The sequence below is a fragment of the Methylobacterium symbioticum genome (assembly GCF_902141845.1).
In the GTDB taxonomy this organism is placed as follows: domain Bacteria; phylum Pseudomonadota; class Alphaproteobacteria; order Rhizobiales; family Beijerinckiaceae; genus Methylobacterium; species Methylobacterium symbioticum.
In genome coordinates this window covers 26,821-50,213 of the sequence record NZ_CABFPH010000015.1, presented here as the reverse complement: position 1 = coordinate 50,213, position 23,393 = coordinate 26,821, and the positions used below count along the sequence as shown (strand labels likewise).

Annotated in this window: 18 protein-coding genes; 11 read left to right on the top strand and 7 right to left on the bottom strand. The window is 70.6% G+C overall.

The genetic code is table 11. The annotated features are described in order from the left end of the window. Positions 1 to 64 precede the first annotated feature (64 nt). The gene (gene cysC, locus MET9862_RS07770) at positions 65 to 691 is read left to right on the top strand and encodes an adenylyl-sulfate kinase (RefSeq protein ID WP_210248094.1); all 627 of its coding nucleotides are present in this window, start codon (positions 65 to 67) and stop codon (positions 689 to 691) included. Between the two features lie 28 nt (positions 692 to 719). Here the strand turns inward: cysC and MET9862_RS07765 are convergent, their stop codons facing one another. After that, a complete protein-coding gene (locus tag MET9862_RS07765; protein ID WP_142582463.1) occupies positions 720 to 2,288 on the bottom strand; it encodes a helicase HerA domain-containing protein in 1,569 nt (522 codons plus the stop codon). 141 nt (positions 2,289 to 2,429) lie between these two features. Beyond that, positions 2,430 to 2,792, bottom strand: coding sequence for a hypothetical protein (locus MET9862_RS07760; RefSeq protein ID WP_142582462.1), 363 nt, complete (start codon positions 2,790 to 2,792; stop codon positions 2,430 to 2,432). Positions 2,793 to 2,939: 147 nt separating this feature from the next. Between MET9862_RS07760 and MET9862_RS07755 the strand changes: the two genes are divergently transcribed. The 5 genes from MET9862_RS07755 (at position 2,940) to MET9862_RS07735 (ending at position 10,547) form a co-directional block, all read left to right on the top strand. Continuing rightward, entirely contained in the window at positions 2,940 to 3,968 is a 1,029-nt protein-coding gene (locus MET9862_RS07755) for a P1 family peptidase (RefSeq protein WP_142582461.1), read from the top strand. Between the two features lie 217 nt (positions 3,969 to 4,185). After that, the gene (gene acs / locus MET9862_RS07750) at positions 4,186 to 6,135 is read left to right on the top strand and encodes an acetate--CoA ligase (protein ID WP_142582460.1); all 1,950 of its coding nucleotides are present in this window, start codon (positions 4,186 to 4,188) and stop codon (positions 6,133 to 6,135) included. 371 nt (positions 6,136 to 6,506) lie between these two features. Then, the gene (locus MET9862_RS07745) at positions 6,507 to 6,884 is read left to right on the top strand and encodes a DUF485 domain-containing protein (protein ID WP_142582459.1); all 378 of its coding nucleotides are present in this window, start codon (positions 6,507 to 6,509) and stop codon (positions 6,882 to 6,884) included. Beyond that, a complete protein-coding gene (locus MET9862_RS07740) occupies positions 6,881 to 8,560 on the top strand; it encodes a cation acetate symporter (protein ID WP_142582458.1) in 1,680 nt (559 codons plus the stop codon). Before MET9862_RS07745 ends, MET9862_RS07740 begins: the two co-directional genes overlap by 4 nt. A 250-nt stretch (positions 8,561 to 8,810) precedes the next feature. After that, positions 8,811 to 10,547, top strand: a complete 1,737-nt coding sequence (locus tag MET9862_RS07735) for an MFS transporter (RefSeq protein ID WP_142582457.1) — start codon at positions 8,811 to 8,813, stop codon at positions 10,545 to 10,547. 159 nt (positions 10,548 to 10,706) lie between these two features. On the opposite strand, the gene purH is transcribed toward MET9862_RS07735, so the two are convergent. Further along, complete coding sequence (gene purH, locus MET9862_RS07730) at positions 10,707 to 12,311, bottom strand: bifunctional phosphoribosylaminoimidazolecarboxamide formyltransferase/IMP cyclohydrolase (protein ID WP_142582456.1); 1,605 nt, start codon at positions 12,309 to 12,311, stop codon at positions 10,707 to 10,709. A gap of 88 nt (positions 12,312 to 12,399) precedes the next feature. After that, on the bottom strand, positions 12,400 to 14,139 hold the full coding sequence (locus MET9862_RS07725) for a heparinase II/III family protein (protein WP_142582491.1): 1,740 nt from the start codon (positions 14,137 to 14,139) through the stop codon (positions 12,400 to 12,402). A 215-nt stretch (positions 14,140 to 14,354) separates the two neighbouring features. Here MET9862_RS07725 and MET9862_RS07720 point away from each other — a divergent pair, with 215 nt between their 5' ends. Beyond that, positions 14,355 to 14,570, top strand: coding sequence for a hypothetical protein (locus MET9862_RS07720; RefSeq protein WP_142582455.1), 216 nt, complete (start codon positions 14,355 to 14,357; stop codon positions 14,568 to 14,570). A 909-nt stretch (positions 14,571 to 15,479) separates the two neighbouring features. Here the strand turns inward: MET9862_RS07720 and MET9862_RS07710 are convergent. After that, positions 15,480 to 16,406, bottom strand: a complete 927-nt coding sequence (locus MET9862_RS07710) for a metal ABC transporter substrate-binding protein (RefSeq protein WP_142582454.1) — start codon at positions 16,404 to 16,406, stop codon at positions 15,480 to 15,482. Positions 16,407 to 16,625: 219 nt separating this feature from the next. Here MET9862_RS07710 and MET9862_RS07705 point away from each other — a divergent pair, with 219 nt between their 5' ends. From MET9862_RS07705 to MET9862_RS07695, 3 genes are all read left to right on the top strand, one after another. Continuing rightward, positions 16,626 to 17,159: a Spy/CpxP family protein refolding chaperone gene (locus MET9862_RS07705; protein WP_142582453.1), complete on the top strand. Its 534-nt coding sequence runs from the start codon at positions 16,626 to 16,628 to the stop codon at positions 17,157 to 17,159. A gap of 80 nt (positions 17,160 to 17,239) precedes the next feature. After that, entirely contained in the window at positions 17,240 to 19,006 is a 1,767-nt protein-coding gene (locus MET9862_RS07700; protein ID WP_142582452.1) for an ABC transporter ATP-binding protein, read from the top strand. A gap of 93 nt (positions 19,007 to 19,099) precedes the next feature. Continuing rightward, entirely contained in the window at positions 19,100 to 20,140 is a 1,041-nt protein-coding gene (locus MET9862_RS07695) for an aldose epimerase family protein (protein ID WP_142582451.1), read from the top strand. A gap of 9 nt (positions 20,141 to 20,149) precedes the next feature. Here the strand turns inward: MET9862_RS07695 and MET9862_RS07690 are convergent, their stop codons facing one another. After that, positions 20,150 to 21,004 (bottom strand): prephenate dehydratase, encoded by an 855-nt coding sequence (locus tag MET9862_RS07690; RefSeq protein ID WP_142582450.1) that lies wholly within the window; start codon positions 21,002 to 21,004, stop codon positions 20,150 to 20,152. An 85-nt stretch (positions 21,005 to 21,089) separates the two neighbouring features. Further along, positions 21,090 to 21,833, bottom strand: a complete 744-nt coding sequence (locus tag MET9862_RS07685; protein ID WP_142582449.1) for a 3-deoxy-manno-octulosonate cytidylyltransferase — start codon at positions 21,831 to 21,833, stop codon at positions 21,090 to 21,092. 290 nt (positions 21,834 to 22,123) lie between these two features. Between MET9862_RS07685 and MET9862_RS07680 the strand changes: the two genes are divergently transcribed. Then, a complete protein-coding gene (locus MET9862_RS07680) occupies positions 22,124 to 23,083 on the top strand; it encodes a c-type cytochrome (RefSeq protein WP_142582448.1) in 960 nt (319 codons plus the stop codon). Positions 23,084 to 23,393: the final 310 nt, after the last annotated feature.

Genomic DNA, 23,393 nt, shown 5'->3' with positions numbered 1-23,393 from the left:
TCCGTTCCCGCCCTGGGCTGCATAGAAGGATCCCTCGTCCAAAGCCCGCGGAGGGGTCCTGCCGGTGTCACAATCCTCATCCGCCGAGGGCGCGCCCCGGTCCCGGAACCTGACGTGGCAGACGCTGCAGCCACGCGAGGCGCGTTGGCGGGCGCTCGGCCAGCGGCCGGCCATCGCTTGGTTCACCGGCCTCTCGGGCGCCGGCAAGTCGAGCATCGCCAACGCGGTGGACCGCTCCCTGATGGAGGCCGGCCGTCACACCATGGTGCTTGACGGGGACAACCTGCGCCACGGCCTCAACCGCGATCTCGGCTTCAGCGCCGCCGACCGCACCGAAAACATTCGCCGCGCCGCCGAGACCGCCCGCCTGATGGCCGAGGCCGGGCTGGTTGTGATCGTCTCGCTGATCTCGCCCTTCCGCGAGGAGCGCGCCATGGCTCGGCGCATCGCGGGCGACGTGTCCTTCCGCGAGGTCTTCATCGACACCCCGCTCTCGGTCTGCGAGGCGCGCGATCCGAAGGGGCTCTACGACCGGGCGCGGGCGGGCAAGATCCCAGACTTCACCGGAATCTCCGCGCCCTATGAGGCGCCCGATGCGCCCGACCTCGTGCTCCGCACGCAGGGGCTCACGGTGGAGGATTCGGCCGCCAGCCTGACCGCGGAACTCCTGCGCCTCAGCGCGCAGGACTGACCCCTTCGATATCCCGGTCTCGGCAGGATCACTCTGCGGCGAAGAGCTGCCAGCTCGGATCCGCCTCCGCCGCCCCGTCCTGGGTGGCTGGGGCTTCGGCCTTAGGATCGCCCGGCGCCGTCTCGCAGGACAGGCCCGGCAGGGCGATGACCCGGTTGCCGCGGAAATCCGTGCGGCAGACCACGGCGCCCCGGCTCTCCATGTAGCCGAGGAGCCGGCGGGCGCGGCCTGGAGACCGGCTGCCGATGGCCTTCGCGAGCGCCGCGTCGCCCGGGCAGGCCTCGCCGGCAAGCGCCGCACGGGCGAGGAGCAGGAATACCCCCTGGACCTCTTCGGGCATGGTCGCCGCGATCTGCTGAGCCTCCGACCAGCTCTCGCCACCTGCGCCGGCTTCGGGAGCCGCCTCGATTCCGGCCCGGGCGACGCTGAGCGCCCGGCGGAAGGCCGGCAGTCCAAAGCTCTCGCCGTCGAGCCCGCGCATCCGGCAGCGCACCAGGAAGTCCTGGTAGATCACCGCGACCGGCTGGCGCCCGGCATCCACATCCGTCACGAGCCCCTGCAGCACGGCCTCGCAGCCGGCCCGGTTCTCGGCCGGATCGAGGGCGGGCGGTGCAGAGACCGGCTCAGGGCGGTGCGCGGCGAGCTCACGCAGCAGATCGGCCGGTGTCACGCGCGGCGTCGGCGCAGGCCGGCTGCGCGTCGGCAGAACGAAGCCGTCCTCCTCGGCGGGGGCCAGGATCCTGGCGCGAAGATCGTCGTCCGCGGCCTGCGGCAGCGGGATCAGTCCGGGCGCCACCGCCCGCGAGCCGGTTGTCACCGTGCCGATCCGCAGCGCGATCGGCCGGCGGCTCAGCGCAGGCCCGAGCGCCACGAACTCGCCGCGGCCGAGATCGCGGAAGCGCTCGGCGCCACGCCGGTCGAGGCCGAGCAGGTCTGCGGCGCGCGCCATGTCGATATCGAGGAAGGTGCGGCCCATCAGGAAGTTGGTGGCTTCCGCCGCCACGTTCTTGGCCAGCTTGGCAAGCCGCTGCGTCGCGATCACGCCGGCGAGACCCCGCTTGCGGCCTCGGCACATCAGGTTCGTCATCGCGCCGAGTGCGATCTTGCGCGCCTCGTCCGAGACGTCGCCGGCTGCGGCGGGCGCGAAGATCTGGGCTTCGTCCACGACGACGAGGCAGGGATACCAGTGCGTCCGCTCGGCCTCGAACAGGCCGCCGAGAAAGGCGGCCGCCGCGCGCATCTGCGCTTCCATGTCGAGGCTTTCGAGGTTGAGCACCACGGAGACTCGATGCGCCCGCACCCGGGCGGCGATGGCCTGGAGGTCCGTCTCGCCATGGGCGCCATCGACCACGAGGTGGCCATGCGCCTCGCTCAGGGTGACGAAGTCGCCTTCCGGATCGATCACCACCTGCTGCACCAGGGCGCCGCTCTGCTCCAGAAGGCGGCGCAGCAGGTGCGACTTGCCGGAGCCGGAATTGCCCTGGACGAGGAGGCGCGTGGCGAGAAGCTCCTCCAGATCGAGCCCGACTGGTCGGCCCTGTCCGGGGCCGTCGAGGCCCACGCCCATCTCGATCGTGCCGTCTCTGCCGAGCGCCATCGCTGGTCCGGTTGCCGCTTGAAGGAACGCTCTGGCTAACACGGGCGGCCGGGTCCGGGTGCCGCCGCGGCGCCACCCATCCACAGGGTTCGCGTAGCTCCCCCCGCTCGGCGCCGAAGCCGCGGCCGACCCGGAACCGTCCTATCTCGGCTTCATCAGCTCCCAGCCGATCTTGGTCTCGCCGACGAAGCCCCAGATGCTCTTGTAGCCGCCCGCATCGTCATCGACGAGAAGCGCGGTTCCGGCGGAGCCGTCGCTTGTGAAACTCACGGCCATGATGCGGGCATCGCCGATGCCGTGACCAGTATACTTGTCGCCGTTGATGGTCCAGGCGAGCTTGAAGGTGTCCTTGCTGGTCTGGGTGATCACCACCGTGCCGGAATAGTCGGTGCCGGCCTCGCCGTTGTTGCCCTTGACCGTATAGGTGCCGGCCCCGCCCGCCACCGCCGGCAGGCCGAAGCCGAGGCCAAGCCCGACGAGGACCAGCCGAAGGAATGTCTTCATCATTGCAGACCCCCTGCCCGGCCGGTCCGGGCGCTCTCGTTCCGGCGCCGGCAGCCTCGCAGGCCAGCCCGCATCCGACAACGACCTGGCGTCCGACGTCCTTGATCGAGCGTTCGAATCCCGCACGTTCCATGGCATGGTGGCCCCATGGCGAGTCGCATCACCGATATTCCTGGGATTCTCGTCGGCCATGCGACCGACCTGCGCGTCGCGAGCGGCGTGACGGCGTTGCTTTTCGAGCGCCCCTGCGTTGCCGCGGTCGATGTGCGCGGCGGTGGACCCGGTACCCGCGAGACCGACCTGCTCGATCCTGAGCGCACGGTGACGGGGATCGACGCCCTCTTCCTCTCGGGCGGATCAGCCTACGGGCTCGACGCGGCCGCGGGCCTCGTCGCATGGCTCGCGGAGAACGAGCGGGGCTTTCCCGTCGGCAGCATGCGCGTGCCGATCGTGCCGGGCGCGATCCTGTTCGACCTGCTCAACGGCGGCGACAAGGCATGGGGCCGCTTTCCCCCCTACCGCGACCTTGGCTACGCGGCTGCGCAGGCAGCCTCCCGCGACTTCGCGCTTGGCTCTGTCGGCGCCGGCACGGGCGCAAGGGCCGGTAACCTCAAAGGCGGCATCGGCTCGGCATCGGCGGCGGTTTCCGAGACCGGCTTCACGGTCGGCGCGATCGCCGCCGTGAACGCCTTCGGCCGGGTCACGGTCGGCGACGGGCCTCATTTCTGGGCGGCCCCGTTTGAGTGCGAGGCGGAGTTCGGCGGCCTCGGCTGGCCCGCCCGCATGCCGGAGGATGCCCTCGCCTTTCCGGCTCGCCGCCTGCCGGGAGCGGCGACCACCCTCGCGGTGGTCGCGACCGATGCCTGTCTCACGAAAGCCCAGGCGAAGCGCCTTGCGGTTGCCGCACAGGGCGGTCTCGTCCGATCGATCCAGCCGGTGCATACGCCCCTCGACGGCGACGTGGTCTTTGCGGTGGCGACCGGAGCCGTCCCGCTCAGCGACCCGGTGGTCGACCTCGCCCGCCTCGGCGATGTGGCGGCACAGGTGCTTGCCCGTGCCGTCGCGGTCGGCGTCCATGCCGCGACGAGCCTTCCGGGAACGGAACCGGTGGGCGCCGATTCCATCGAAGGCCTGCCGCCGGCGTGGCGGGAGCGCTTCGGAGCGGCGCGCGATTGATCAAAGTCATGGGTAGCCCTCCGACCTTGGTCCAATGCTGGATCGACTGAGCCGTATGAACTGCGACACTTAACTCGGTTTGTATTGCGCTCAATCTAAATGGTGGCCGAACGGCCGCTTGCGGCCCGTGCGCCAGCAAGGCATGACACTGGGAAAAGCCCGTCGCATGCGCGGATGGACCGTGCCGACGATCGGGCGCAGTCAGGGATGAAGCGTTATGGACGAGAAGGTCGTCGCAGTGCAGGACGCGTGGCGCCAGGGCGCTCACGTTGACGACGCCAAGTACCAAGAGATGTATAAGGCATCCGTCTCCGATCCGGATGCTTTCTGGGCCGAGCACGGCAAGCGCATCGACTGGACGACGCCGTTCTCTAAGGTCAAGAATACCAGCTTCGCCCCGGGCAACGTCTCGATCAAGTGGTACGAGGACGGCAAGACCAACGTTGCCTACAACTGCATCGACCGTCATCTCGAGCGCCGCGGCGACCAGACCGCGATCATCTGGGAGGGCGACGATCCGAACGAGTCAAAGCATATCAGCTACAAGGAGCTGCACGCCCAGGTCTGCCGTATGGCGAATGTCCTGCGCAACCGCGGCGTGGGCAAAGGCGACCGGGTCATCCTCTACCTGCCGATGATCCCGGAGGCGGCCTACGCCATGCTGGCCTGCGCCCGGCTCGGCGCGATCCACGCCATCGTCTTCGGCGGCTTCTCGCCCGACTCCCTCGCCCAGCGCATCGAGGGCTGCGGCGCAAAGCTGGTGATCACGGCCGACGAAGGCCTGCGCGGCGGCCGCAAGGTGCCGCTCAAGGCGAACGTGGACGCCGCCATCGGCCGGCTTGGCAAGGACGCCGTCGACCATGTCGTCGTGGTGCGCCGCACAGGCGGCCAAGTGACGATGGAGCCCGGCCGGGACGTCTATTACGACGAGGCGGCCGCGCAGGTGACCGACGAGTGCCCTGCCGAGGCTGTGGAGGCCGAGCACCCGCTCTTCATCCTCTACACCTCGGGCTCGACCGGCCAGCCCAAAGGCGTCGTCCACACGACGGGTGGCTACCTCGTCTACGCCTCGATGACCCACGAATACGTCTTCGATTACCGGGAGGGCGAGGTCTACTGGTGCACGGCGGATGTCGGCTGGGTCACGGGCCACAGCTACATCGTCTACGGGCCGCTCGCCAACGGCGCGACGACGCTGATGTTCGAGGGCATCCCGACCTATCCGTCCAATTCGCGTTTCTGGGACGTCGTGGACAAGCACAAGGTCAACATCTTCTACACCGCCCCGACCGCGATCCGCTCGCTGATGGGTGGTGGCGAAGGCCCGGTGAAGAAGACCTCGCGCGCCTCGCTGCGCGTGCTCGGCTCGGTCGGCGAGCCGATCAATCCGGAAGCCTGGGAATGGTACTACCGCGTCGTCGGCGACTCGCGTTGCGCCATCGTCGACACGTGGTGGCAGACCGAGACCGGCGGCATCCTGATCACCCCGCTGCCCGGCGCGACCGCGCTGAAGCCGGGCTCGGCCACGCGCCCCTTCTTCGGCGTGCAGCCGGTGATGGTCGATGCCGAGGGCAAGGAACTGGACGGCCCCTGCGAGGGCAATCTCTGCATCAAGGATTCCTGGCCCGGTCAGATGCGCACGGTCTACGGCGACCACGAGCGCTTCGAGCAGACCTACTTCTCGACCTACAAGAACCTCTACTTCACCGGTGATGGCGCCCGCCGCGACGCGGACGGCTATTACTGGATCACCGGCCGCGTCGACGACGTGATCAACGTCTCCGGCCACCGCATGGGCACGGCCGAGGTCGAGTCGTCCCTCGTTGCCCATCCGAAGGTCGCGGAGGCCGCCGTTGTGGGCTACCCGCACAACCTCAAGGGCCAGGGTATCTACGCTTACGTCACCCTCAACGAGGGCGAGGAGGGCGATGACGCGTTGCGTAAGGAGCTGGTTGGCTGGGTCCGCAAGGACATCGGCCCGATCGCCTCGCCGGACCTGATCCAGTTTGCTCCGGGCCTGCCCAAGACTCGATCCGGCAAGATCATGCGCCGCATCCTGCGCAAGATCGCCGAGGATGACTTCTCCTCGCTCGGCGACACCTCGACCTTGGCCGACCCAGCCGTCGTCGACGACCTGATCGAGCACCGCCAGAACCGGGCAAGCTGAGCGATCACCGCCAGCCCCCATGAACCGAAAAGTCTTGTGTTAACGAGCCCGGCTCCGGACATGATCCGGAGCCGGAACTACGCTTTTGTTTTGAGATTTTTCGAGATGAATAGAAAACCTCCGTTGGAGTGAGTCTGTAACGATTCTGTAATTCTCGCGCTGACGTGATTGTCGCTTTAGCGTGAGCCGCGGCAGAACAGCGTCGCGAAGTCTGCGGAGCCGGGTCGGTCCGGATCGGTTGCTCCCCGTCTCGCAGGAGTGGGCAGACGGGTGCCGGTGCGGTGCCCGCGCCGAACTATCAAACAAGAAGAACGATCCACGTCATCGACCGGAGGGCCGCGGCGTCGCGCGTCCTCATGGAGGAACGCCCCATGAGTAGAGGTACAACAGTCGGTGCCGCTGGGACGCAGCCTGCGCCCGCTGCTCCGCGTCCCGCTCGCGCCGATACCGGGTCGGCCATCGGCCGCATCGCCCACAGTCCCCAGTTCCGGCAACTCGTCGCCGAGCGCACCCGTTTCGGCTGGATCCTCACCGGGCTGATGCTGGTGGTCTATTTCGGCTTCATCGGCCTCATCGCCTTCGACAAGGCGCTGCTCGCCGTGAAGGTGGGCAGCACCAGTTCGCTCGGCCTCGTTCTCGGCGTCGGCGTGATCCTGTTCGCCTTCATTCTCACCGGCATCTATGTCGGCCGCGCCAACACCCGCTACGACGCGCTGAGCGCGGATTTGAAGCGGAGCCTTGGCCAATGATCCGCCGGTTCCTCGTTCTCGCCGTCCTTCTCGCGGCCGGCCCGGCGCTCGCCGCCGGCCCCGATCTCGGCGCCGTGCAGCAGCAGGCCACGAACTGGCCCGCCATCGGCATGTTCCTATTCTTCGTGCTGTTTACCCTCGGCATCACCTACAAGGCGGCCATGGGTTCGAAGTCGGCGGCCGACTTCTACGCCGCGGGCGGAGGGATCTCGGCCGGCACCAACTCCCTGGCGATCGCTGGCGACTACATGTCGGCGGCATCCTTCCTCGGCATCTCAGGGCTCGTCTACACCTCGGGCTTCGATGGTCTCATCTACTCGACGGGATTCCTCGTCGGCTGGCCGATCGTGCTGTTCCTGATCGCCGAGCGTCTGCGGAACCTCGGCAAGTTCACCTTCGCGGACGTGGCGAGCTTTCGGCTTGACCAGACCGCGATCCGCATCATCTCGGCGACCGGCACGCTGGTGGTGGTGGCCTTCTACCTGATCGCCCAGATGGTCGGTGCGGGCAAGCTGATCCAGCTCCTGTTCGGTCTGCCCTATCTCTACGCCGTGGTGCTCGTCGGCATCCTGATGATCGTCTACGTCGCCTTCGGTGGCATGAAGGCGACGACCTGGGTGCAGGTGATCAAGGCCTGCCTGCTGCTCGGTGGCGCCACCTTCATGGCAGGCGCCGTGCTCTACCGCTACGGCTTCAATCCCGAGACGCTGTTCGCCAAGGCCGTCGAAGTGCACCCGAAGGGCGACGCCATCATGGCACCGGGCGGCCTCGTCTCGAATCCGGTCGAGGCGATCTCGCTTGGCGTCGGATTGATGTTCGGCACGGCGGGCCTGCCGCACATCCTGATGCGCTTCTTCACCGTGTCAGACGCCCAGGCTGCGCGCAAATCCGTGTTCTACGCCACCGGTCTGATCGGATACTTCTACATCCTGACCTTCATCATCGGCTTCGGCGGCATCGCCCTGCTGATGTCTGACCCTGACTACTTCAAGCTTGGGGCGGGCGGTACGTTCGACAAGCTGAAGGACATGGTCGGCGGCACCAACATGGTCGCCGTGAACCTCGCCAACGCGGTCGCCGGGCCGTACTTCCTCGGCTTCATCTCGGCGGTGGCCTTCGCCACCATCCTCGCGGTGGTGGCGGGCCTGACGCTCGCAGGCGCCTCGGCGGTCAGCCACGATCTCTATGCTCAGGTGATCGCCCGCGGGCGCACCACCGAGGCCGCGGAAGTCCGCCTCTCGAAGCTTTCTGCTGTGGTGATCGGCATCGTGGCGATTGCGCTCGGCTACATCTTCGAGAACCAGAACGTCGCCTTCATGGTGGGCCTCGCCTTCTCCGTGGCGGCGTCCTGCAACTTCCCCGTGCTGGCCATGTCGATCCTGTGGCGCGGAACCACCACCTGGGGGGCGCTCTCGGGCGGCCTCGTCGGCCTCGTGGCGGCGGTCGTGATGGTGGTCCTGTCGAAGGCCGTATGGGTGACGACGCTGGGCAACGCAGCGCCGATCTTTCCGTACGATAACCCTGCCCTGTTCTCGATGCCGCTCGCCTTCGCGACGATCTGGATCGTCTCGCTCCTCGACCGCTCACGGCGGGCAGCGCGCGAACGCGCCGCGTTCGAGGCGCAGTACGTGCGCTCCGAGACCGGCATCGGCGCGTCCGCCGCGCACGCGCACTGACGCATCACCGGCACGGATCTCCGGAGGGCGCGGGCTCCGACGAGCCCGCGCCCCCTTTTTATGCCCGGCTCTCGGCAGCAGAACTTCGATCCCGTGACAGAGGCCAAATCTCTGTAAATCGCGGCGTTTTACCTATTGGGCCACATTGGGGCATGCGGTAACGATCTCGTGCGTGCCTGCGCCCGCACGGCGCCGCGATATGGGACCCGCAAAATCGGGCCCTCAAGAACAAATTGGAGGATCGAGAGAAATGGCTGTGGCAACCGCAGTACCGCGGTCCGGAGAGGCGGTCAGGCCGATGACCGCCGGCGAGAAGAAGGTCATCCTGGCCTCTTCACTGGGCACCGTCTTCGAGTGGTACGATTTCTACCTCTACGGGTCGCTCGCGGCGATCATCGGCGCGCAGTTCTTCTCGGCCTATCCTGAGGCGACGCGCAACATTTTCGCCCTGCTTGCCTTCGCGGCGGGCTTCCTGGTGCGCCCCTTCGGCGCCCTGGTCTTCGGCCGGCTCGGCGACATGGTCGGCCGCAAATACACCTTCCTCGTCACCATTCTGATCATGGGCATCTCGACCTTCGCGGTCGGCCTGCTGCCCTCCTACACCACGCTCAACGCCTACGGCATCGGCTGGGTCGCCCCGGTGACGCTGCTGGTCCTGCGCATGCTCCAGGGCCTCGCGCTGGGCGGCGAGTACGGCGGCGCGGCCGTCTACGTGGCCGAGCACGCCCCGGCCGGCCGCCGCGGCTTCTACACGGCCTTCATTCAGACGACGGCGACGCTGGGATTGCTGCTCTCGCTGATCATCATCCTGTCGACGCAGGGCTACGTGAACAGCGCCTATCCGGGCACCACGGTCACCAACCCGGACGGGACCACGACCACGCTCACGGCCTTCCAGGTCTGGGGCTGGCGCATCCCCTTCCTCGTCTCGGTGGCGCTGCTCGCGATCTCGGTGTGGATCCGGCTGCAGATGCAGGAAAGCCCGGCCTTCAAGAAGATGAAGGAGGAAGGCACCCACTCCAAGGCACCCCTCTCCGAGGCCTTCGGCCAGTGGAAGAACGCCAAGTGGGCGCTGCTGGCCCTGCTCGGTCTCACCGCCGGCCAAGCGGTGGTCTGGTACACCGGCCAGTTCTACGCACTGTTCTTCCTGCAGAGCATCCTGAAGGTCGACCAGTTCACCGCGAACGTCATGATCGCTTGGTCGCTGATCCTCGGCACGGCGGGCTTCCTGATCTTCGGCAGCCTCTCGGACCGGATCGGCCGCAAGCCGATCATCCTCGGCGGCTGCCTGATCGCGGCGCTCACCTACTTCCCGCTGTTCAACATGCTGACTGCCAACGCCAACCCGGCGCTGCACGCAGCCCAGGCGAGCGTGCCGGTGGTGGTGAAGACGAACCCGGACGATTGCTCGTTCCAGTTCAACCCGGTCGGCACGGCCAAGTTCACCAAGGAGTGCGACGTCGCCAAGGCGCTGCTCGCCCGCTCCGCCGTCGCCTACCGCACCGATCCGCAGCCCAAGGGCACACCGACCGTGGTGAGCATCAACGGCAAGGACTTCGCGGTGGCCGACCCGGCCTTCGCCAAGGCGGTGCCGGCCGCGCTGACCGAGGCCGGCTATCCCCCGGCCTCGGGGAACCCGACGGTGATCAAGGCCGCGAACCCGATCGACATCTTCACGGGTCAGAAGCTCGCGGTGATCGGTATCCTGACGATCCTCGTCGTCTATGTGACGATGGTCTACGGCCCGATCGCGGCGGCGCTGGTGGAGCTGTTCCCGACGCGGATCCGCTACACCTCGATGTCGCTGCCCTACCATATCGGCAATGGCTGGTTCGGCGGATTGCTGCCCGCGACCTCGTTCGCCATGGTGGCCCAGACCGGCGACATCTATTACGGCCTCTGGTACCCGATCGTGATCGCGCTCTTCACCTTCGTGGTGGGCCTGATCTTCATCCCCGAGACCAAGGACCGGGACATCCTGGCCTGATCGACGCCGCCCGGCGCCCGCGCGCCGGGCTCACGATGTCAAAGAACGAAGAGGGGCGGCCCCGCCGGGGCCGCCCCTTTACCTGTGTGCTCTACACGAAGCGAGAGCGCGCTCCGAAGGCGCGAAGACCGGTGTCGAGCCGAGGCTCCGGAGCCGCCCTCAGTGCCGGAAGTGGCGTACGCCCGTGAACACCATGGCGAGCCCGGCGGCGTCCGCCGCGGCGATCACCTCGGCGTCGCGCATCGAGCCGCCGGGCTGGATCACGGCGGTGGCGCCGGCCTCGGCCGCTGCGAGCAGGCCGTCGGCGAAGGGGAAGAAGGCGTCGGAGGCCACCGCCGCGCCCTTGGCCAGCGTCTCGGGCAGGCCGAGGCGCTGGGCGTTCTCGGCAGCCTTCCAGGCGGCGATGCGCGAGGAATCGACCCGCGACATCTGCCCGGCGCCAATGCCGACCGTGGCGCCGTCCTTGGCGTAGACGATGGCGTTCGACTTCACGTGCTTGGCCACACGGTAGGCGAAGCGCATGTCGGCGAACTCGGAGTCGGTCGGCTGGCGCTGCGTCACCACCTTGAGGGCCATGTCGTCGACGACGGCGCTGTCGCGGCCCTGTACGAGGAGGCCGCCCGAGAGGGTGCGCACGGTCTCGCCGGCCGCGCGCGGGTCGGGCAGGCCGCCGGCCAGCAGCAGGCGCAGGTTCTTCTTGGCGGCGACGATCGCGACCGCCTCCTCCGTGGCGTCGGGCGCAATGATAACCTCGGTGAAGATCTCGACGATCCGGGCGGCGGCCTCGGCGTCGAGGGTGCGGTTCAGCGCCACGATGCCGCCGAAGGCCGAGGTCGGATCGCAGGCGAGCGCGCGCTCGTAGGCCTCGCGCAGCGAGGCGCCTTCCGCCACGCCGCAGGGATTGGCGTGCTTGATGATCGCCACCGCCGCGGCGCGGGCGGGATCGAACTCGGCCACGCACTCGTAGGCGGCGTCGGTGTCGTTGAAATTGTTGAAGGACAGCTCCTTGCCCTGGAGCTGGCGCGCGGTGGCGACGCCGCGGCGGACCAAGCCGGGCGCGCGGTAGAAGGCGGCCGTCTGGTGGGGGTTCTCGCCGTAGCGCAGGGGCTGGCCGAGGCTGCCGCCGAAGGCCCGGAACGGGGCCGGGGCGGCCTCCTCCGCATCGAGCTGCCCGGCGAGCCAGTTGGCGATGGCCGCGTCGTAGGCCGCGGTGCGGGCATAGGCCTTCTGGGCGAGGCTCCGGCGCAAAGCCGTGGTCAGGGCGCCGTTGCCGGCCTCCAAAGCGTCGAGCACGGTCGCGTAGTCGGACACGTCGGTGACGACGGCGACATCGCGGTGATTCTTGGCCGCCGCGCGGATCATGGCCGGGCCGCCGACATCGATGTTCTCGATGCAGTCGTCGTAGGCGCGGCCCGCGCCGATCGTCGCCTCGAACGGGTAGAGATTGACCACGAGGAGGTCGATCGCCCCGATGCCGTGGGCGGCGAGCGCGGCCTGGTGCTCGGGGTTGTCGCGCACGGCGAGCAGGCCGCCATGCACGGCCGGGTGCAGGGTCTTCACCCGCCCGTCCATCATCTCGGGGAAGCCGGTCAGGTCGGCGACCTCGGTGACCGGCAGGCCCGCCTCCTTGAGCGCCTTGTGGGTGCCCCCGGTCGAGACGAGGTCGATGCCGCGGGCGGCGAGCGCCCGGGCGAAGTCGACGAGGCCCGTCTTGTCGGAGACGGAGAGAAGTGCGCGAGAGACGCGGACCTGATCGTGCGCCATGGGATCGTCTATGGGATCGTCTTGAGAGAGGTGGCTTTTCGGGGCCGGTAGCACGGAACGGGTCCGCCCGGCCAGCGAGGGCTCGGACCTAGGCGGCCGGGCGCCCGGGCGCGGCGGCGAGCCGGGTGAAGGACCACGTCACCGCGGTGTCCGCGGCGACGCGCAGATGCAGGGCGATCTGGTCTGTGCGGCGCGCGCCGGTGAGACCGGCGAAGTAGACGCTCTCCTCGATCGTGGTGCTGGCGCCCTCGGCGGCGAAGAGCCAGACCTCGCCGAGGGGACTGGCGAGTTCCAGCCCCTCGGGGACGGCGCGCACCGCGATGGCCGGGTGGAGGTGGAAGCGCACGGCGACCTCCTGTGGGCGCAGGCGCGTGCCCTCGCGGCCGGGGCTGCGCAGGAAGTTGTCGAGGCCGTCGAGCCGGGCTCCGTCCGCCTGAAGCGTCCAGCGGCGCTCGTGCACGATGCCGAAATCCGGCCCGTAGCCGTCGTGCCGGCCGGCCAGGACGAGGGCCTCCTCCGTCTCGGTGCGCTGGCTGTTCACCGTGCGGGGGCCGCGCAGCACGGCGGGCCCGAGGCGGCGGATCAGCCAGTCGGCGGCGACATCCTCGGCCCACCAGCCGCCGGGACCCAGGAACCGGCAGGAGGAGGCCTCGGCGATGGTGGCGGTGGAATGGGCGGCGGTGGAGCGGGCGATCCGGCGCAGATCCGGCCCGCTCGCGGGCAGGCCGCAATTGACGACGATGCGCAGCGGCCCGCTCGACATCTCGAAGGAGAGGCAGCCCGCCCCGGCATTCAGCGAGTAGGGCAGCGGCGGGCTCGGGCCGACATCGGCCACCACCACCACGCGGCCGGCCTCCAGGCGCTCGTAGCCCGAGTTCGGCGCGTGCATGAGCGGCCGGGCGAGCGCCCCGTCATAGACGAGGAGCGTGGCGAGCTGGTCGGCGGCGGTGGCGCCCATGCCGTTGAAATGGCTGAGCGAGGCGTCGGCGTGGCGCAGCAGCCGCAGCAGCGGCAGCATCCGGTCGATGGCGCCGATCAGGGCGGCCGGCGGCTCGACGTTGCGGCTGAGATAGCTCTGGCGCAGCGGCAGCAGGTCGAGGAGCAGCTCCATCGCGAAATGCGGATCGCGGGAGCGGTGGCCGCCATCGGCCAGGATCTGCCGGTCGAGCTCGCGCGACAGGATGCGGGTCGCCCGCCGCAGGATCGGCTGGATGCCCTCGCAGCAGAGCCCGGCATAGCAGAGCGCCACGGCGGCCAGGAGGCGCCATTGCGGCGGCACGCCGCGACGCAGGTCCCGCTCGAGCTGCTGCGCCCCGCGGGCGACCGCCTTGAGGAAGGCCTGGTAGAAGGCGTGGTCGGCCCCCTCCAGCACCAGGGGCGACTGGCACAGGAAGGAGATCAGCCGCCGCGCCGCCACCGGCGTGCGGCGGGCGAGGACGGGGTCGCCGCGGCCGGCCATGAAGTCGGCGACGAAGGCGCGGGCATTGGCGCGGGCCAGAGCCGTGTCGGCGGCGCGCAGGTGGCGCAACCAGCCGAAGCCGTAGAGCACCTCGGCCCATTCCGGCGAGGGCGGCGCGTAGTCGAAGGGCGAGCCGCCGCTGGCCGCGAGCGAGCGCCCGGCGAAGACGAACAGCCCGGCATACATGTCGTCGGCGAAGGTGGCGTCGGCGGTGCGCAGGTCGTGCGGCGCGATGACGAGGCCCGTGACCTTGACCCGCGCCAGCACGTCCGGCGGCGCGGTCAGCCGCGCGCTCGCGGCGCGCGCCACCCGCGCGACCTCGCGCCCGACGAGCCGGTAGAAGCGCCAGCGATCAGGCCCCCACGCCATCAGGCCCCCAGCCACGGACTCTCCTCAAGCCTATCCGCCGAAGCGCCCCCAAGGTTCGGCGAGGGGCATGCGATCGAGGGCCCGGCCGGTCTCCCTGATCAAGCTAGAGCGGGCCTCTTAACCATCGGTTTACGCTGTGTCATGGGTGCGCCGGCCTCTGTCCCGTCGCATTCCGCCCGGTCCCGGCCTATGCTGCGGCCCGAAGGAGAGTTGCCATGCCCTACACCGTGCACTGGACGACCCCATCGGGCGCGAGCTCGGAAGCGCACCCGCTCGGCCTGCGGGCCGCCGAGCGGGCCATGACCTTCGCGAATCTCGGCGCCGCGAACGTCTATGTCGAGACGAGCGACGGCCGCGTCTTCCGGGCGCCGGCCGAGATGTCCGAGCTGGTCCGGCAGGCGGAGGACGCGGATAGCTGCGGCCACGCCTGAGCTTCGGGTGGGAACCGCCCACGCGGTTTCGGCTCCGCGCGTCTTGCGGACGCCAGAGGCATGGCTGGAGGGAGACGCGGGACGCCGCGGAACCCAAACTCATGTGCGTACGGATACCGAGTTCCCCGGCGTCCCGCGGACGAGGGGGCGGGGATCCGCCGGCCTCGTCCGTCTATGCGTCGCGGTCTCTTGCTCACCTGCATCGACCCCGATCGTGGCGGACTGCGTAGCGCCGTTGCCCGGCTCGCCCAGCCTCACCCCGGCAGACTTGAAGCGTCGTGCACCGGACCTCGTATTGGGCCCGGCATCGGTTCCAACGACCTGTGCAGGCCGGACTATCGGGGCTGTCCCGTTGTTGATCCGGGCTGGCGCCGAGAACGGCCCTGTGTCGCGCAGAGGCGCCCGGGGCGCCGGCTGACCGGCCGGCGACGCGGGAACCGCCGCGCTGTCCTGGCACGGGCCGTGGTCATGCGGCCCGGGCTCCCTGCGCGCGGCGCGGCGGGTTGCAGGACCCGTCGCGCCGCGGGACAGCGCGTGGCTGGGATGTACGTGTTTTGTTCTCGCGTGTCAAGCTTTCTGTCTTACGGCAGGCCTTTTCGCCCTGCCGCTGCGCTTTCCCTCCCCTCTCTGCCGGGGAGGGTGCCGAACGGAGTGAGGCGGGAGAGGGGAGCCCGGCTTCCGGATGAGGCTGCGCAGATGTGACGGCCACCGCCTCCGCTTGCACCGTCGCACCCCTCTCCCGACCCCTGCTGACGCAGGGGCCACCCTCACCCGCAGAGGGGGGAGGGAGGGCGCGGTTCCAGCTCTCCATCGGTGTCTGGATCAGGCGCGGGTCCCCTCTCCCGGTCGGGCCTGCAAGCGAAACCCGGGCAAGCCCGACCGTCGTGGGAGGAGAGCGCGGGTCCGGCCCTACTCCGACCCGAGCGCCGCGCGGAACGCGCCGAGATTGGTGCGCATCATGTCCAGATAGGTCGGGGCCGGGCCGTCCGGCGGGGAGAGCGAGTCGGAATAGACCTTGCCGCCGATCCGGGCGCCGCTCTCGCGGGCGATCTGCTGCATCAGGCGCGGGTCGGCGATCGTCTCGAGGAAGACGGCCGGGACCTTGTCGCGGCGGATCTGGCGGATGATCCGTGCCACGTCCCGCGGGCTCGCCTCGCTCGCCGTCGAGACTCCCTGCGGGGCCAGGAAGGCGAGGCCGTAGGCGGCGCTGAAATAGCCGAAGGAATCGTGCGTGGTGATGATGCGGCGGTGCGCCGGAGGGATCGCCGCGATGGTCGCGCGGATCTCGTCCTCCAGCCGGTCGAGGCTGGCCGTGTAGGCGTCCGCGTTGCGGGCATAATCCTCCGCATGGGCCGGATCCGCCGCGGCGAGTCCCGCGCGGATATTGGCGATGTAGGTCTTCACGTTCGCCACGCTCTGCCAGGCATGCGGATCGATCTCGGAGGGGTGGTCGGCCCCATGCGCGGGCCCCTCCCCGTGATCGTGCTCCGGATTGCCGGCGAGGCTGCGCACGCCGGCCGAGGCCACGACCACCGGCGCCTTCGCCCCGGAGGCGCGGATCAGGCGGTCGATCCAGCCCTCGAAGCCGAGCCCGTTCACCACGATCACCTGGGCCTGGGCGAGCGCGCGCGAATCGGCCGGGGCCGGGCTGTAGCCGTGGGCGTCCGCGCCCGGCGCCACGAGGCTCGTCACGCTCACATGCGTACCCCCGACCTGCCGCACGAGGTCGGCCAGGATCGAGAAGGTCGCCACCGCCCGCAGGGGCTCGGCGGCGGCCGGCAGGGCGAGCCCGACGAGAAGCAGGAACGCGCCGATGCCGCCCGCTGCCCGCCGCATCCAGAACCTCACCCGCAAGCCCGCCTCCCCGCTCCGACCGATCCGTCCGGGTCGAGGTAGTGTAACAATGTTGCAGACACAAGCGCGATACAGCCCTCCTCTCACATGACGGAGTTGTCATGCGCCGGACAGGACCGGGCCATGCGAGCGCGGCCATTCTGGCATCGCGCGCAGGACCCTCCGCAGGTCCTTCCCCGGCGCTCACGATTGGAGACCATCATGTCCCGACGCGTCATCTCGGGTATCATCCTGGCGGGCGTGGCCGCCGTCTCGCTCGCGGGCGTCGCCGCGGCGCGTGACGAGCGGGCCGATCCGTTCGGCCCCAAGCGCTGGAGCCACTTCTCGAAGGAGGACCGCGCCGCCTTCGCCGATGCCCGCATAGCGGCCCTGCATGCCGGCCTGCGCCTGACCCCTGATCAGGAGAAGCTGTGGCCGCCCGTCGAGGGCGCGATCCGCGATCTCTCCCGCCTGCGCCAGGACCAGCGCGAGGCGCGCCGCGAGCGCGGCCGCATGATCGACGACGCGCCCGCGGCCTTGCGCGCCATGGCGGATGCCGCGAGCGCCCGGGCGGACGCCCTGCGCCGCCTCGCCGACGCCTCGGCGCCGCTCTACGCCACCCTGGATCAGGACCAGAAGCGCCGCGCCATGATGCTGTCGCGCCCCCTGCGCGGGCCGGGCTTCTGGCATCGCGGGCACGGGCGGCATGGCGGCCGGGACGACGGTCCGCAGGGTGGCCCCGGCGGTCCGTACTGACCCGGACTGAGACGCCTCCCTTGATCCGCGGGGGTCCCGGCGGTTAACCCCGCCCACCTCCGCGGATTCGGAAGACAGCCATGGCGCGCCTGAAGGGCGACACGATCCCGCTCCTCGCCCGCCTCTGGCGCGAGTGGCTCTCGCCGCATCGGGCCACGCTCGGCCTGGTGCTGGTGCTGATCGCCGTGGTCGGCGCCGCCACCGGCCTCTACCCGGCCCTGATCAAGGCGGCCTTCGACGCCTTCGACCACAAGGACGAGGCGGCGCTCGCCTACGGGCCGGTCGTCGTCATCGTGGTCACTGCCGTGCGCGGCTTCGCGCTGCTCGGCCAGACCGTGCTGACGAACCGCGTCGTCACGCGCGTCGAGGCGGACATGCAGGCCGCGCTCTACGGCCACCTGATCGAGGCCGACCTCGCCCAGCTCGGCCGCGAGAGCCCGGCCGCCTTCACCCAGCGCTTCACCACCGATTTCGCCTTCATCAAGGAGGCGCTGACCCGCATCTCCACCGTGCTCCTGCGCGACGTGGCGATGCTGGTCGGGCTCGTGGCGGCGCTGATCTGGATGGATCCGGTGCTGACGCTGGTGGCGGCCGTCACCGTGCCCTTCGTGGCCGGGCCGATCGGACGGATCGGCCGCAAGCTGCGCCGCGTCTCCACCACAACCCAGGAGCAGATGGGCGCGACCGCGAGCCTGATCTCGGAGAGCCTCACGGGCGTGCGCGTCGCCAAGACCTACGCCATGGAGGGCTATCTCAAGGAGCGCGCCCGCACCGCCCTGGACGAGGTGCGCCGCCTCAAGATGAAGGCGGCCAATGCCCGCGGCCGGCTCGACCCGCTGCTGGAGATCGGCGGCGGCCTCGCGGTGGCCGGCGTGCTGGTGCTGGTGGGCAACCGGGTGATGTCCGGCGAGCGCACGGTCGGCGACTTCACCGGCTACGTGGCCGCCCTCCTGCTCGCCGCCCAGCCGGCCCGGGCGCTCGGCACCCTCAACGCGATCCTGCAGGAGGCGGCCGCCGCCCTCAACCGCTACTTCGCCCTGATGGACGAGGCCCCGACCATCCGCGAGCGGCCCGACGCCGTGCCGCTGCGCGTCGCGGCCGGCGCGATCCGCTTCGCCGATGTGCGCTTCCGCTACCGCCCGGACGCGCCGGCCCTCGAAGGGATCGACCTCGACGTGGCCGCCGGCACCACCACGGCGCTGGTCGGCCGCTCGGGCTCGGGCAAGTCGAGCCTGCTCAACCTGGTGCCGCGCCTCTACGACGTGACCGGGGGCGCCGTGTCCATCGACGGGCAGGACGTCCGCGCCGTGACCCTGTCCTCCCTGCGCGCCGCGGTCGCCGTGGTCTCGCAGGAGGTCACGCTGTTCGACGACACGGTGGCCGCCAATATCGGCTTCGGCCGGCCCGGCGCGACCCAGGCCGAGATCGAGGCGGCGGCGCGGGCGGCCGCGGCCCACGATTTCATCGCCCGCCTGCCCGAAGCCTACGCGTTCCGCGTCGGGCCCGCGGGGCAGCGCCTCTCGGGGGGCGAGCGCCAGCGCATCGCGCTGGCCCGCGCCTTCCTGAAGGACGCGCCGATCCTGCTCCTCGACGAGGCGACCTCGGCGCTCGATGCGGAGAGCGAGCGGCTGGTGCAGGAGGCGCTGACCCGGCTGATGTCCGGGCGCACCACCCTCGTCATCGCCCATCGCCTCTCCACCATCCGCGCCGCCGACCGGATCGTGGTGATGGAGGCCGGCCGCATCGCCGAGACCGGCCGGCACGAGGACCTGCTCGCGGCGGACGGCACCTATGCCCACCTGCACCGCATCCAGCGCGACGAGCCCGGGATCCTGGCGGGGGCCTGATCGGGGCCCGATCGGAGCCCTCCGCGTCCCCTTCCGCGGAAGCCGCCCTAGGATTCCTGCCGGAGGCTCGCGGCGGGCCTCGAGGGGGCGGCGATGGCGGGCGAGGCTTTCGGACGGACGCGGGACGGCGAGCCCGTCACCCGCTACACCCTCGCCCGCGGCCCCCTGCGCCTGCAGGTGATCGATTACGGCGCGATCGTCCCCCGCCTCGAAGTGCCGGACCGTGCCGGCCGCCCCGCCAACGTCGTGCTCGGCCTCGACGCGCTTCACGGCTACGAGACGGTGAGCCCGCATTTCGGGGCCGTGGCGGGCCGCTTCGCCAACCGGATCGCGGGCGGCCGCTTCCCCCTCGACGGGCGCATCGTGACGCTGCCCGTCAACGACCCGCCGAACACGCTGCATGGCGGCCGGGAGGGCTTCGCCAGGCGGCTCTGGCGGGCGGAGGGGGCGGAGGAGACCCGCCTCGTCCTGACCCGGCGCTCCCGCGACGGCGAGATGGGGTTTCCCGGCAATCTCGACGTGCGCGTCACCTACAGCCTGCCCGAGGACGGCGTGGTGCGGATCGACTACGCCGCCGCGACCGACCGGCCGACGGTCCTGAACCTCACGAACCACAGCTATTTCAACCTCGCCGGCGAGGGGGCGGGCGACGTGCTCGGCCACGAGGTCCGGCTCTTCGCCGACGCCTTCACGCCGACCGACGCGGTGCAGATCCCCACCGGCGAGATCCGGCCGGTCGCCGGCACGCCCTTCGACTTCCGCGAGGCCGTGCCGCTCGGCGCGCGGATCCGCGAGGCCGATCCGCAGCTCGTGCGGGCCAAGGGCTACGACCATAATGTCGTGCTGCGGGGCACGGCCGGGACGCTCCGGCCCGCCGCCCTCTGCCGCGATCCGGGCAGCGGGCGCGTCCTGGAGGTCGCGACCACGCAGCCGGGCCTGCAACTCTATACCGGCAACACCCTCGACGGCACCCTGGTCGGCCCGTCGGGGCGGATCTATCGCTCGGGCGACGGGGTCTGCTTCGAGGCGCAGGGCTTTCCCGACGCCCCGAACCGTCCGGGCTTCCCCTCCACCGTGCTGCGGCCGGGCGAGCGCTTCGCCGCGGTGACGACCTGGCGCTTCAGCGTGGGCTGAGGCGCGTGCTCATTCCGCCGGGGGGCGCGCCGCCTCGCGGAAGGGGTGGGCGGGATAGGTGCCGATGATCTTCAACTCGCGCGAGAAATAGGCGAGCTCGTCGAGCGCCCGGGCCAGCGCCGGGTCGTCGGGGTGGCCGTCCACCTCGGCGTAGAACTGCGTCGCGGTGAACTGGCCCTCGACCATGTAGCTCTCGAGCTTCGACATGTTGATGCCGTTGGTCGCGAAGCCGCCGAGCCCCTTGTAGAGCGCGGCCGGGATGTTGCGCACCTTGAAGATGAAGCTCGTGACGAAGGGCCCGTCGGATTGCGGCACCGGCTCGGCCTGGGGGGCGAAGACCACGAAGCGGGTGGTGTTGTGGGCCTCGTCCTCGACGTCGCGGGCCAGGATGTCGAGGCCGTAGACGCCCGCCGCCATGGCCGGCGCCAGCGCCCCCCGGCTCGGATCGCCGCCCTCGGCCACCTCGCGGGCGGCCCCAGCCGTGTCGCTCGCCACCACGGCCCGGAGCCCCAGGCGCCGGATGATGCGGCGGCACTGGCCGAGCGCGTGGACGTGGCTGTGCACGCTGCGCAGGTCCTCGACCTTGGTGCCGGGCAGCGCCATGAGCTGGAAATGGATCGGCAGGAAGTGCTCGGCCACGATGTGCAGCGGGGAGGTCGGGATCAGGTGGTGGATGTCGGCCACCCGCCCGGCGATCGAGTTCTCGATCGGGATCATGGCGCGCGCCGCCCGCCCCTCCGTCACCGCCGCGAGGGCGTCCTCGAAGGTCGGGCAGGGCAGATAGGTCCAGCCGGGAAAGGCCTCGGCCGAGATGATGTGCGAGTTGGCCCCGGGCTCGCCCTGGTAGGAGATCGTGGTGTTCATGCTGTTCCGTCCTCGTGCGGAAGGCCGGTCCGGTCCTTCCGCGGCGCGGGCCGGCGCGCGGTCGCTGTCCGCCGGCACGGCGCTGTCAGGTGAGCGGGCGGCCGGCCATGACGGCGCGGGCGCGTTCGAGATCGGCGGGGGTGTCGACGCCGAGCGGCAGGGCGTCGACGATCACGGCGTCGATGCGCATCCCGGCCTCGAGCGCCCGCAGCTGCTCCAGCTTCTCGCGGGTCTCCAGCGTGCCCGGCGGCAGCGCCATGAACCGGGCGAGCGCGGTCCGGCGGTAGGCGTAGAGGCCGATATGGTGGAAGAGCGGGCCCTCGCCCCAGGGCGCGCGGGCCCGGGTGAAGTAGAGCGCGCGCAGGCGCCGCGGGCCGACCGGATGGCCGACGAGCTTGACCACGTTCGGGTCGTCGGCCTCTTCCGCGCGCGTGATCTCGGCGCAGAGGGTGGCGATGTCGACCGCCCGATCGGCGAGCGGCGCCACCGCCGCACCGATCGCGGCCGGATCGATGGTCGGCAGGTCGCCCTGCACGTTGACCACCACGTCGTGGCGGCCCTCCGGGTCGAGCGTCTCCAGCGCCTCGGCGAGGCGGTCGGAGCCGGACGGGTGGTCGGCCCGGGTCATCACCGCGAGGCCGCCCGCCGCCAGCACGGCCTGCGCGATCGCGTCGGTGTCGGTGGCGACCACCACGGGGCCGATGCCCGCCTCGACGGCCCGGCGCCAGACATGCACGATCATCGGCTCGCCCGCGATGTCGGCGAGCGGCTTGTTCGGCAGGCGCGTCGCGGCGAGGCGCGCGGGGATCAGGACGAGGGGATCGGACACGGGGATGCGGCACCGGCTCTGCGACGGCCGCGTGCCTTAACAGGCCCTCCCCGCCTTGTCATGGCGGGCGGTCGTTCCGGGGGGCTGAGGCATGGTCACGGCGGTGGCCGCTTGATCCCGCCGCGGGCCGAACGCCGCAGGATCCGATACGCGGATGCGACAGTTGTGCCCTGCAACCAAGCGACAGGGCGATCCGGCATTGTCAAGATCGCCCCGGAGCGGCTAAGGCACCCTCGAAATCTTCCAATGTCCGGTGCCCCTGTCCGCGGCGCCCGTGGAGTTGAGAGAGCATGGATTCGTTCGAGCTGAACAAGGTGGCCGGCGCGGTTCTCGGCGCCCTGCTGTTCGCGGCCGGATCCGGCTTCGTCGCCGAGCTGATCTACCATCCCAAGCCCGCAGGCAAGGCCGGCTACGATCTGCCCGAGCCGGCGGCCGAGAGCGCCGCCGCCGGCGCGCCCGCGGCCAAGGCCGAGCCGATCGCGGTGCGGCTCGCCAGCGCCAATGCCGAGAAGGGACAGGGCGGCACCAAGGCCTGCCAGGCCTGCCACAGCTTCGAGAAGGGCGGCCCGAACAAGGTCGGCCCCGATCTCTGGGACGTGGTCGAGCGGCCGAAGGGCGGCCATGGCGGCTTCGACTACTCGGCCGGCATCAAGGAGAAGGGCGGCACCTGGACCTACGAGGATCTCGACCACTTCCTCGAGAGCCCGAAGGGCTTCATCAAGGGCACCAAGATGGCCTTCGCCGGCATCGCCGCGCCGCAGGATCGTGCCAACGTGATCGCCTATCTGCGCACGCTCTCGGACAGCCCGAAGCCGCTGCCTGCCGCCGAGAAGGCCGCCGAGGCCAAGGGCGGCGAGGCGAAGGCCGGTGACGCCAAGGCGGATGGGGCCAAGCCTGCGGAGACGAAGCCCGCCGACAAGCCGACCGCCGACAAGCCCGCCGCCGGCAAGGCGTCCGAGGGCAAGGACAGCCCGGCCAAGCCCGCTGATACCAAGATCGACCAGCCCGTGACCGAGAAGGCGCCCGGCAGCCCGAAGCCGAACACGGCGACCGAGAACCGCAACGAGACCGCGCCGAAGCCGGCGCCCGAGAGCAGCGGCCCGACCCCGAACGCGCCGGTCCAGGCCGAGCCCGCCGCACCTCCGGCCGCCCCCGCCAAGGAGGCCCCGGCCAAGGCCGATCCGGCCGCCGAGGAGAAGGCCAAGGCTCTGGAGAGCCAGGGCTCGGTCGGCGGCGAGCCCGCCAAGTAGGAGCGCCGACGGCTCGATCGACGCGACGGCCCCGATCCGGACGGATCGGGGCCGTTTCCGTTCGGGGTTGGGTCGGCGGCGCCCAGCCTTTCAAGCGATCGAAAGAGCCATGCCGCACCCCCTCTCCCCGCCCGAAGTCGGGTCTACCCGACTTCGGCTTCTCGGTGTCGATCCCGGGCAGGCCCGGGATCGATGCGGGGAGAGGCCCACAGGGATCTCGTCGTCCCTGTGGGAAGCGGAGGCGCAAGCCGGAGCGGCGGTGAGGGGGCGATTCCGGAAGTGACGCCTTCGGAACCGCCCCCTCACCCTC

Excerpts from the sequence above, each read along its gene's own strand:
- MET9862_RS07755 (WP_142582461.1), top strand. The coding sequence starts at position 2,940 with ATGGCGAGTCGCATCACCGATATTCCTGGGATTCTCGTCGGCCATGCG.
- MET9862_RS07745 (WP_142582459.1), top strand. The coding sequence starts at position 6,507 with ATGAGTAGAGGTACAACAGTCGGTGCCGCTGGGACGCAGCCTGCGCCC.
- MET9862_RS07725 (WP_142582491.1), bottom strand. The coding sequence starts at position 14,139 with ATGGCGTGGGGGCCTGATCGCTGGCGCTTCTACCGGCTCGTCGGGCGC.
- MET9862_RS07680 (WP_142582448.1), top strand. The coding sequence starts at position 22,124 with ATGGATTCGTTCGAGCTGAACAAGGTGGCCGGCGCGGTTCTCGGCGCC.
- acs (WP_142582460.1), top strand. The coding sequence starts at position 4,186 with ATGGACGAGAAGGTCGTCGCAGTGCAGGACGCGTGGCGCCAGGGCGCT.
- MET9862_RS07705 (WP_142582453.1), top strand. The coding sequence starts at position 16,626 with ATGTCCCGACGCGTCATCTCGGGTATCATCCTGGCGGGCGTGGCCGCC.
- MET9862_RS07690 (WP_142582450.1), bottom strand. The coding sequence starts at position 21,004 with ATGAACACCACGATCTCCTACCAGGGCGAGCCCGGGGCCAACTCGCAC.
- MET9862_RS07695 (WP_142582451.1), top strand. The coding sequence starts at position 19,100 with ATGGCGGGCGAGGCTTTCGGACGGACGCGGGACGGCGAGCCCGTCACC.
- MET9862_RS07740 (WP_142582458.1), top strand. The coding sequence starts at position 6,881 with ATGATCCGCCGGTTCCTCGTTCTCGCCGTCCTTCTCGCGGCCGGCCCG.
- MET9862_RS07700 (WP_142582452.1), top strand. The coding sequence starts at position 17,240 with ATGGCGCGCCTGAAGGGCGACACGATCCCGCTCCTCGCCCGCCTCTGG.
- purH (WP_142582456.1), bottom strand. The coding sequence starts at position 12,311 with ATGGCGCACGATCAGGTCCGCGTCTCTCGCGCACTTCTCTCCGTCTCC.
- MET9862_RS07735 (WP_142582457.1), top strand. The coding sequence starts at position 8,811 with ATGGCTGTGGCAACCGCAGTACCGCGGTCCGGAGAGGCGGTCAGGCCG.
- MET9862_RS07765 (WP_142582463.1), bottom strand. The coding sequence starts at position 2,288 with ATGGCGCTCGGCAGAGACGGCACGATCGAGATGGGCGTGGGCCTCGAC.
- MET9862_RS07710 (WP_142582454.1), bottom strand. The coding sequence starts at position 16,406 with ATGCGGCGGGCAGCGGGCGGCATCGGCGCGTTCCTGCTTCTCGTCGGG.
- MET9862_RS07760 (WP_142582462.1), bottom strand. The coding sequence starts at position 2,792 with ATGAAGACATTCCTTCGGCTGGTCCTCGTCGGGCTTGGCCTCGGCTTC.
- MET9862_RS07720 (WP_142582455.1), top strand. The coding sequence starts at position 14,355 with ATGCCCTACACCGTGCACTGGACGACCCCATCGGGCGCGAGCTCGGAA.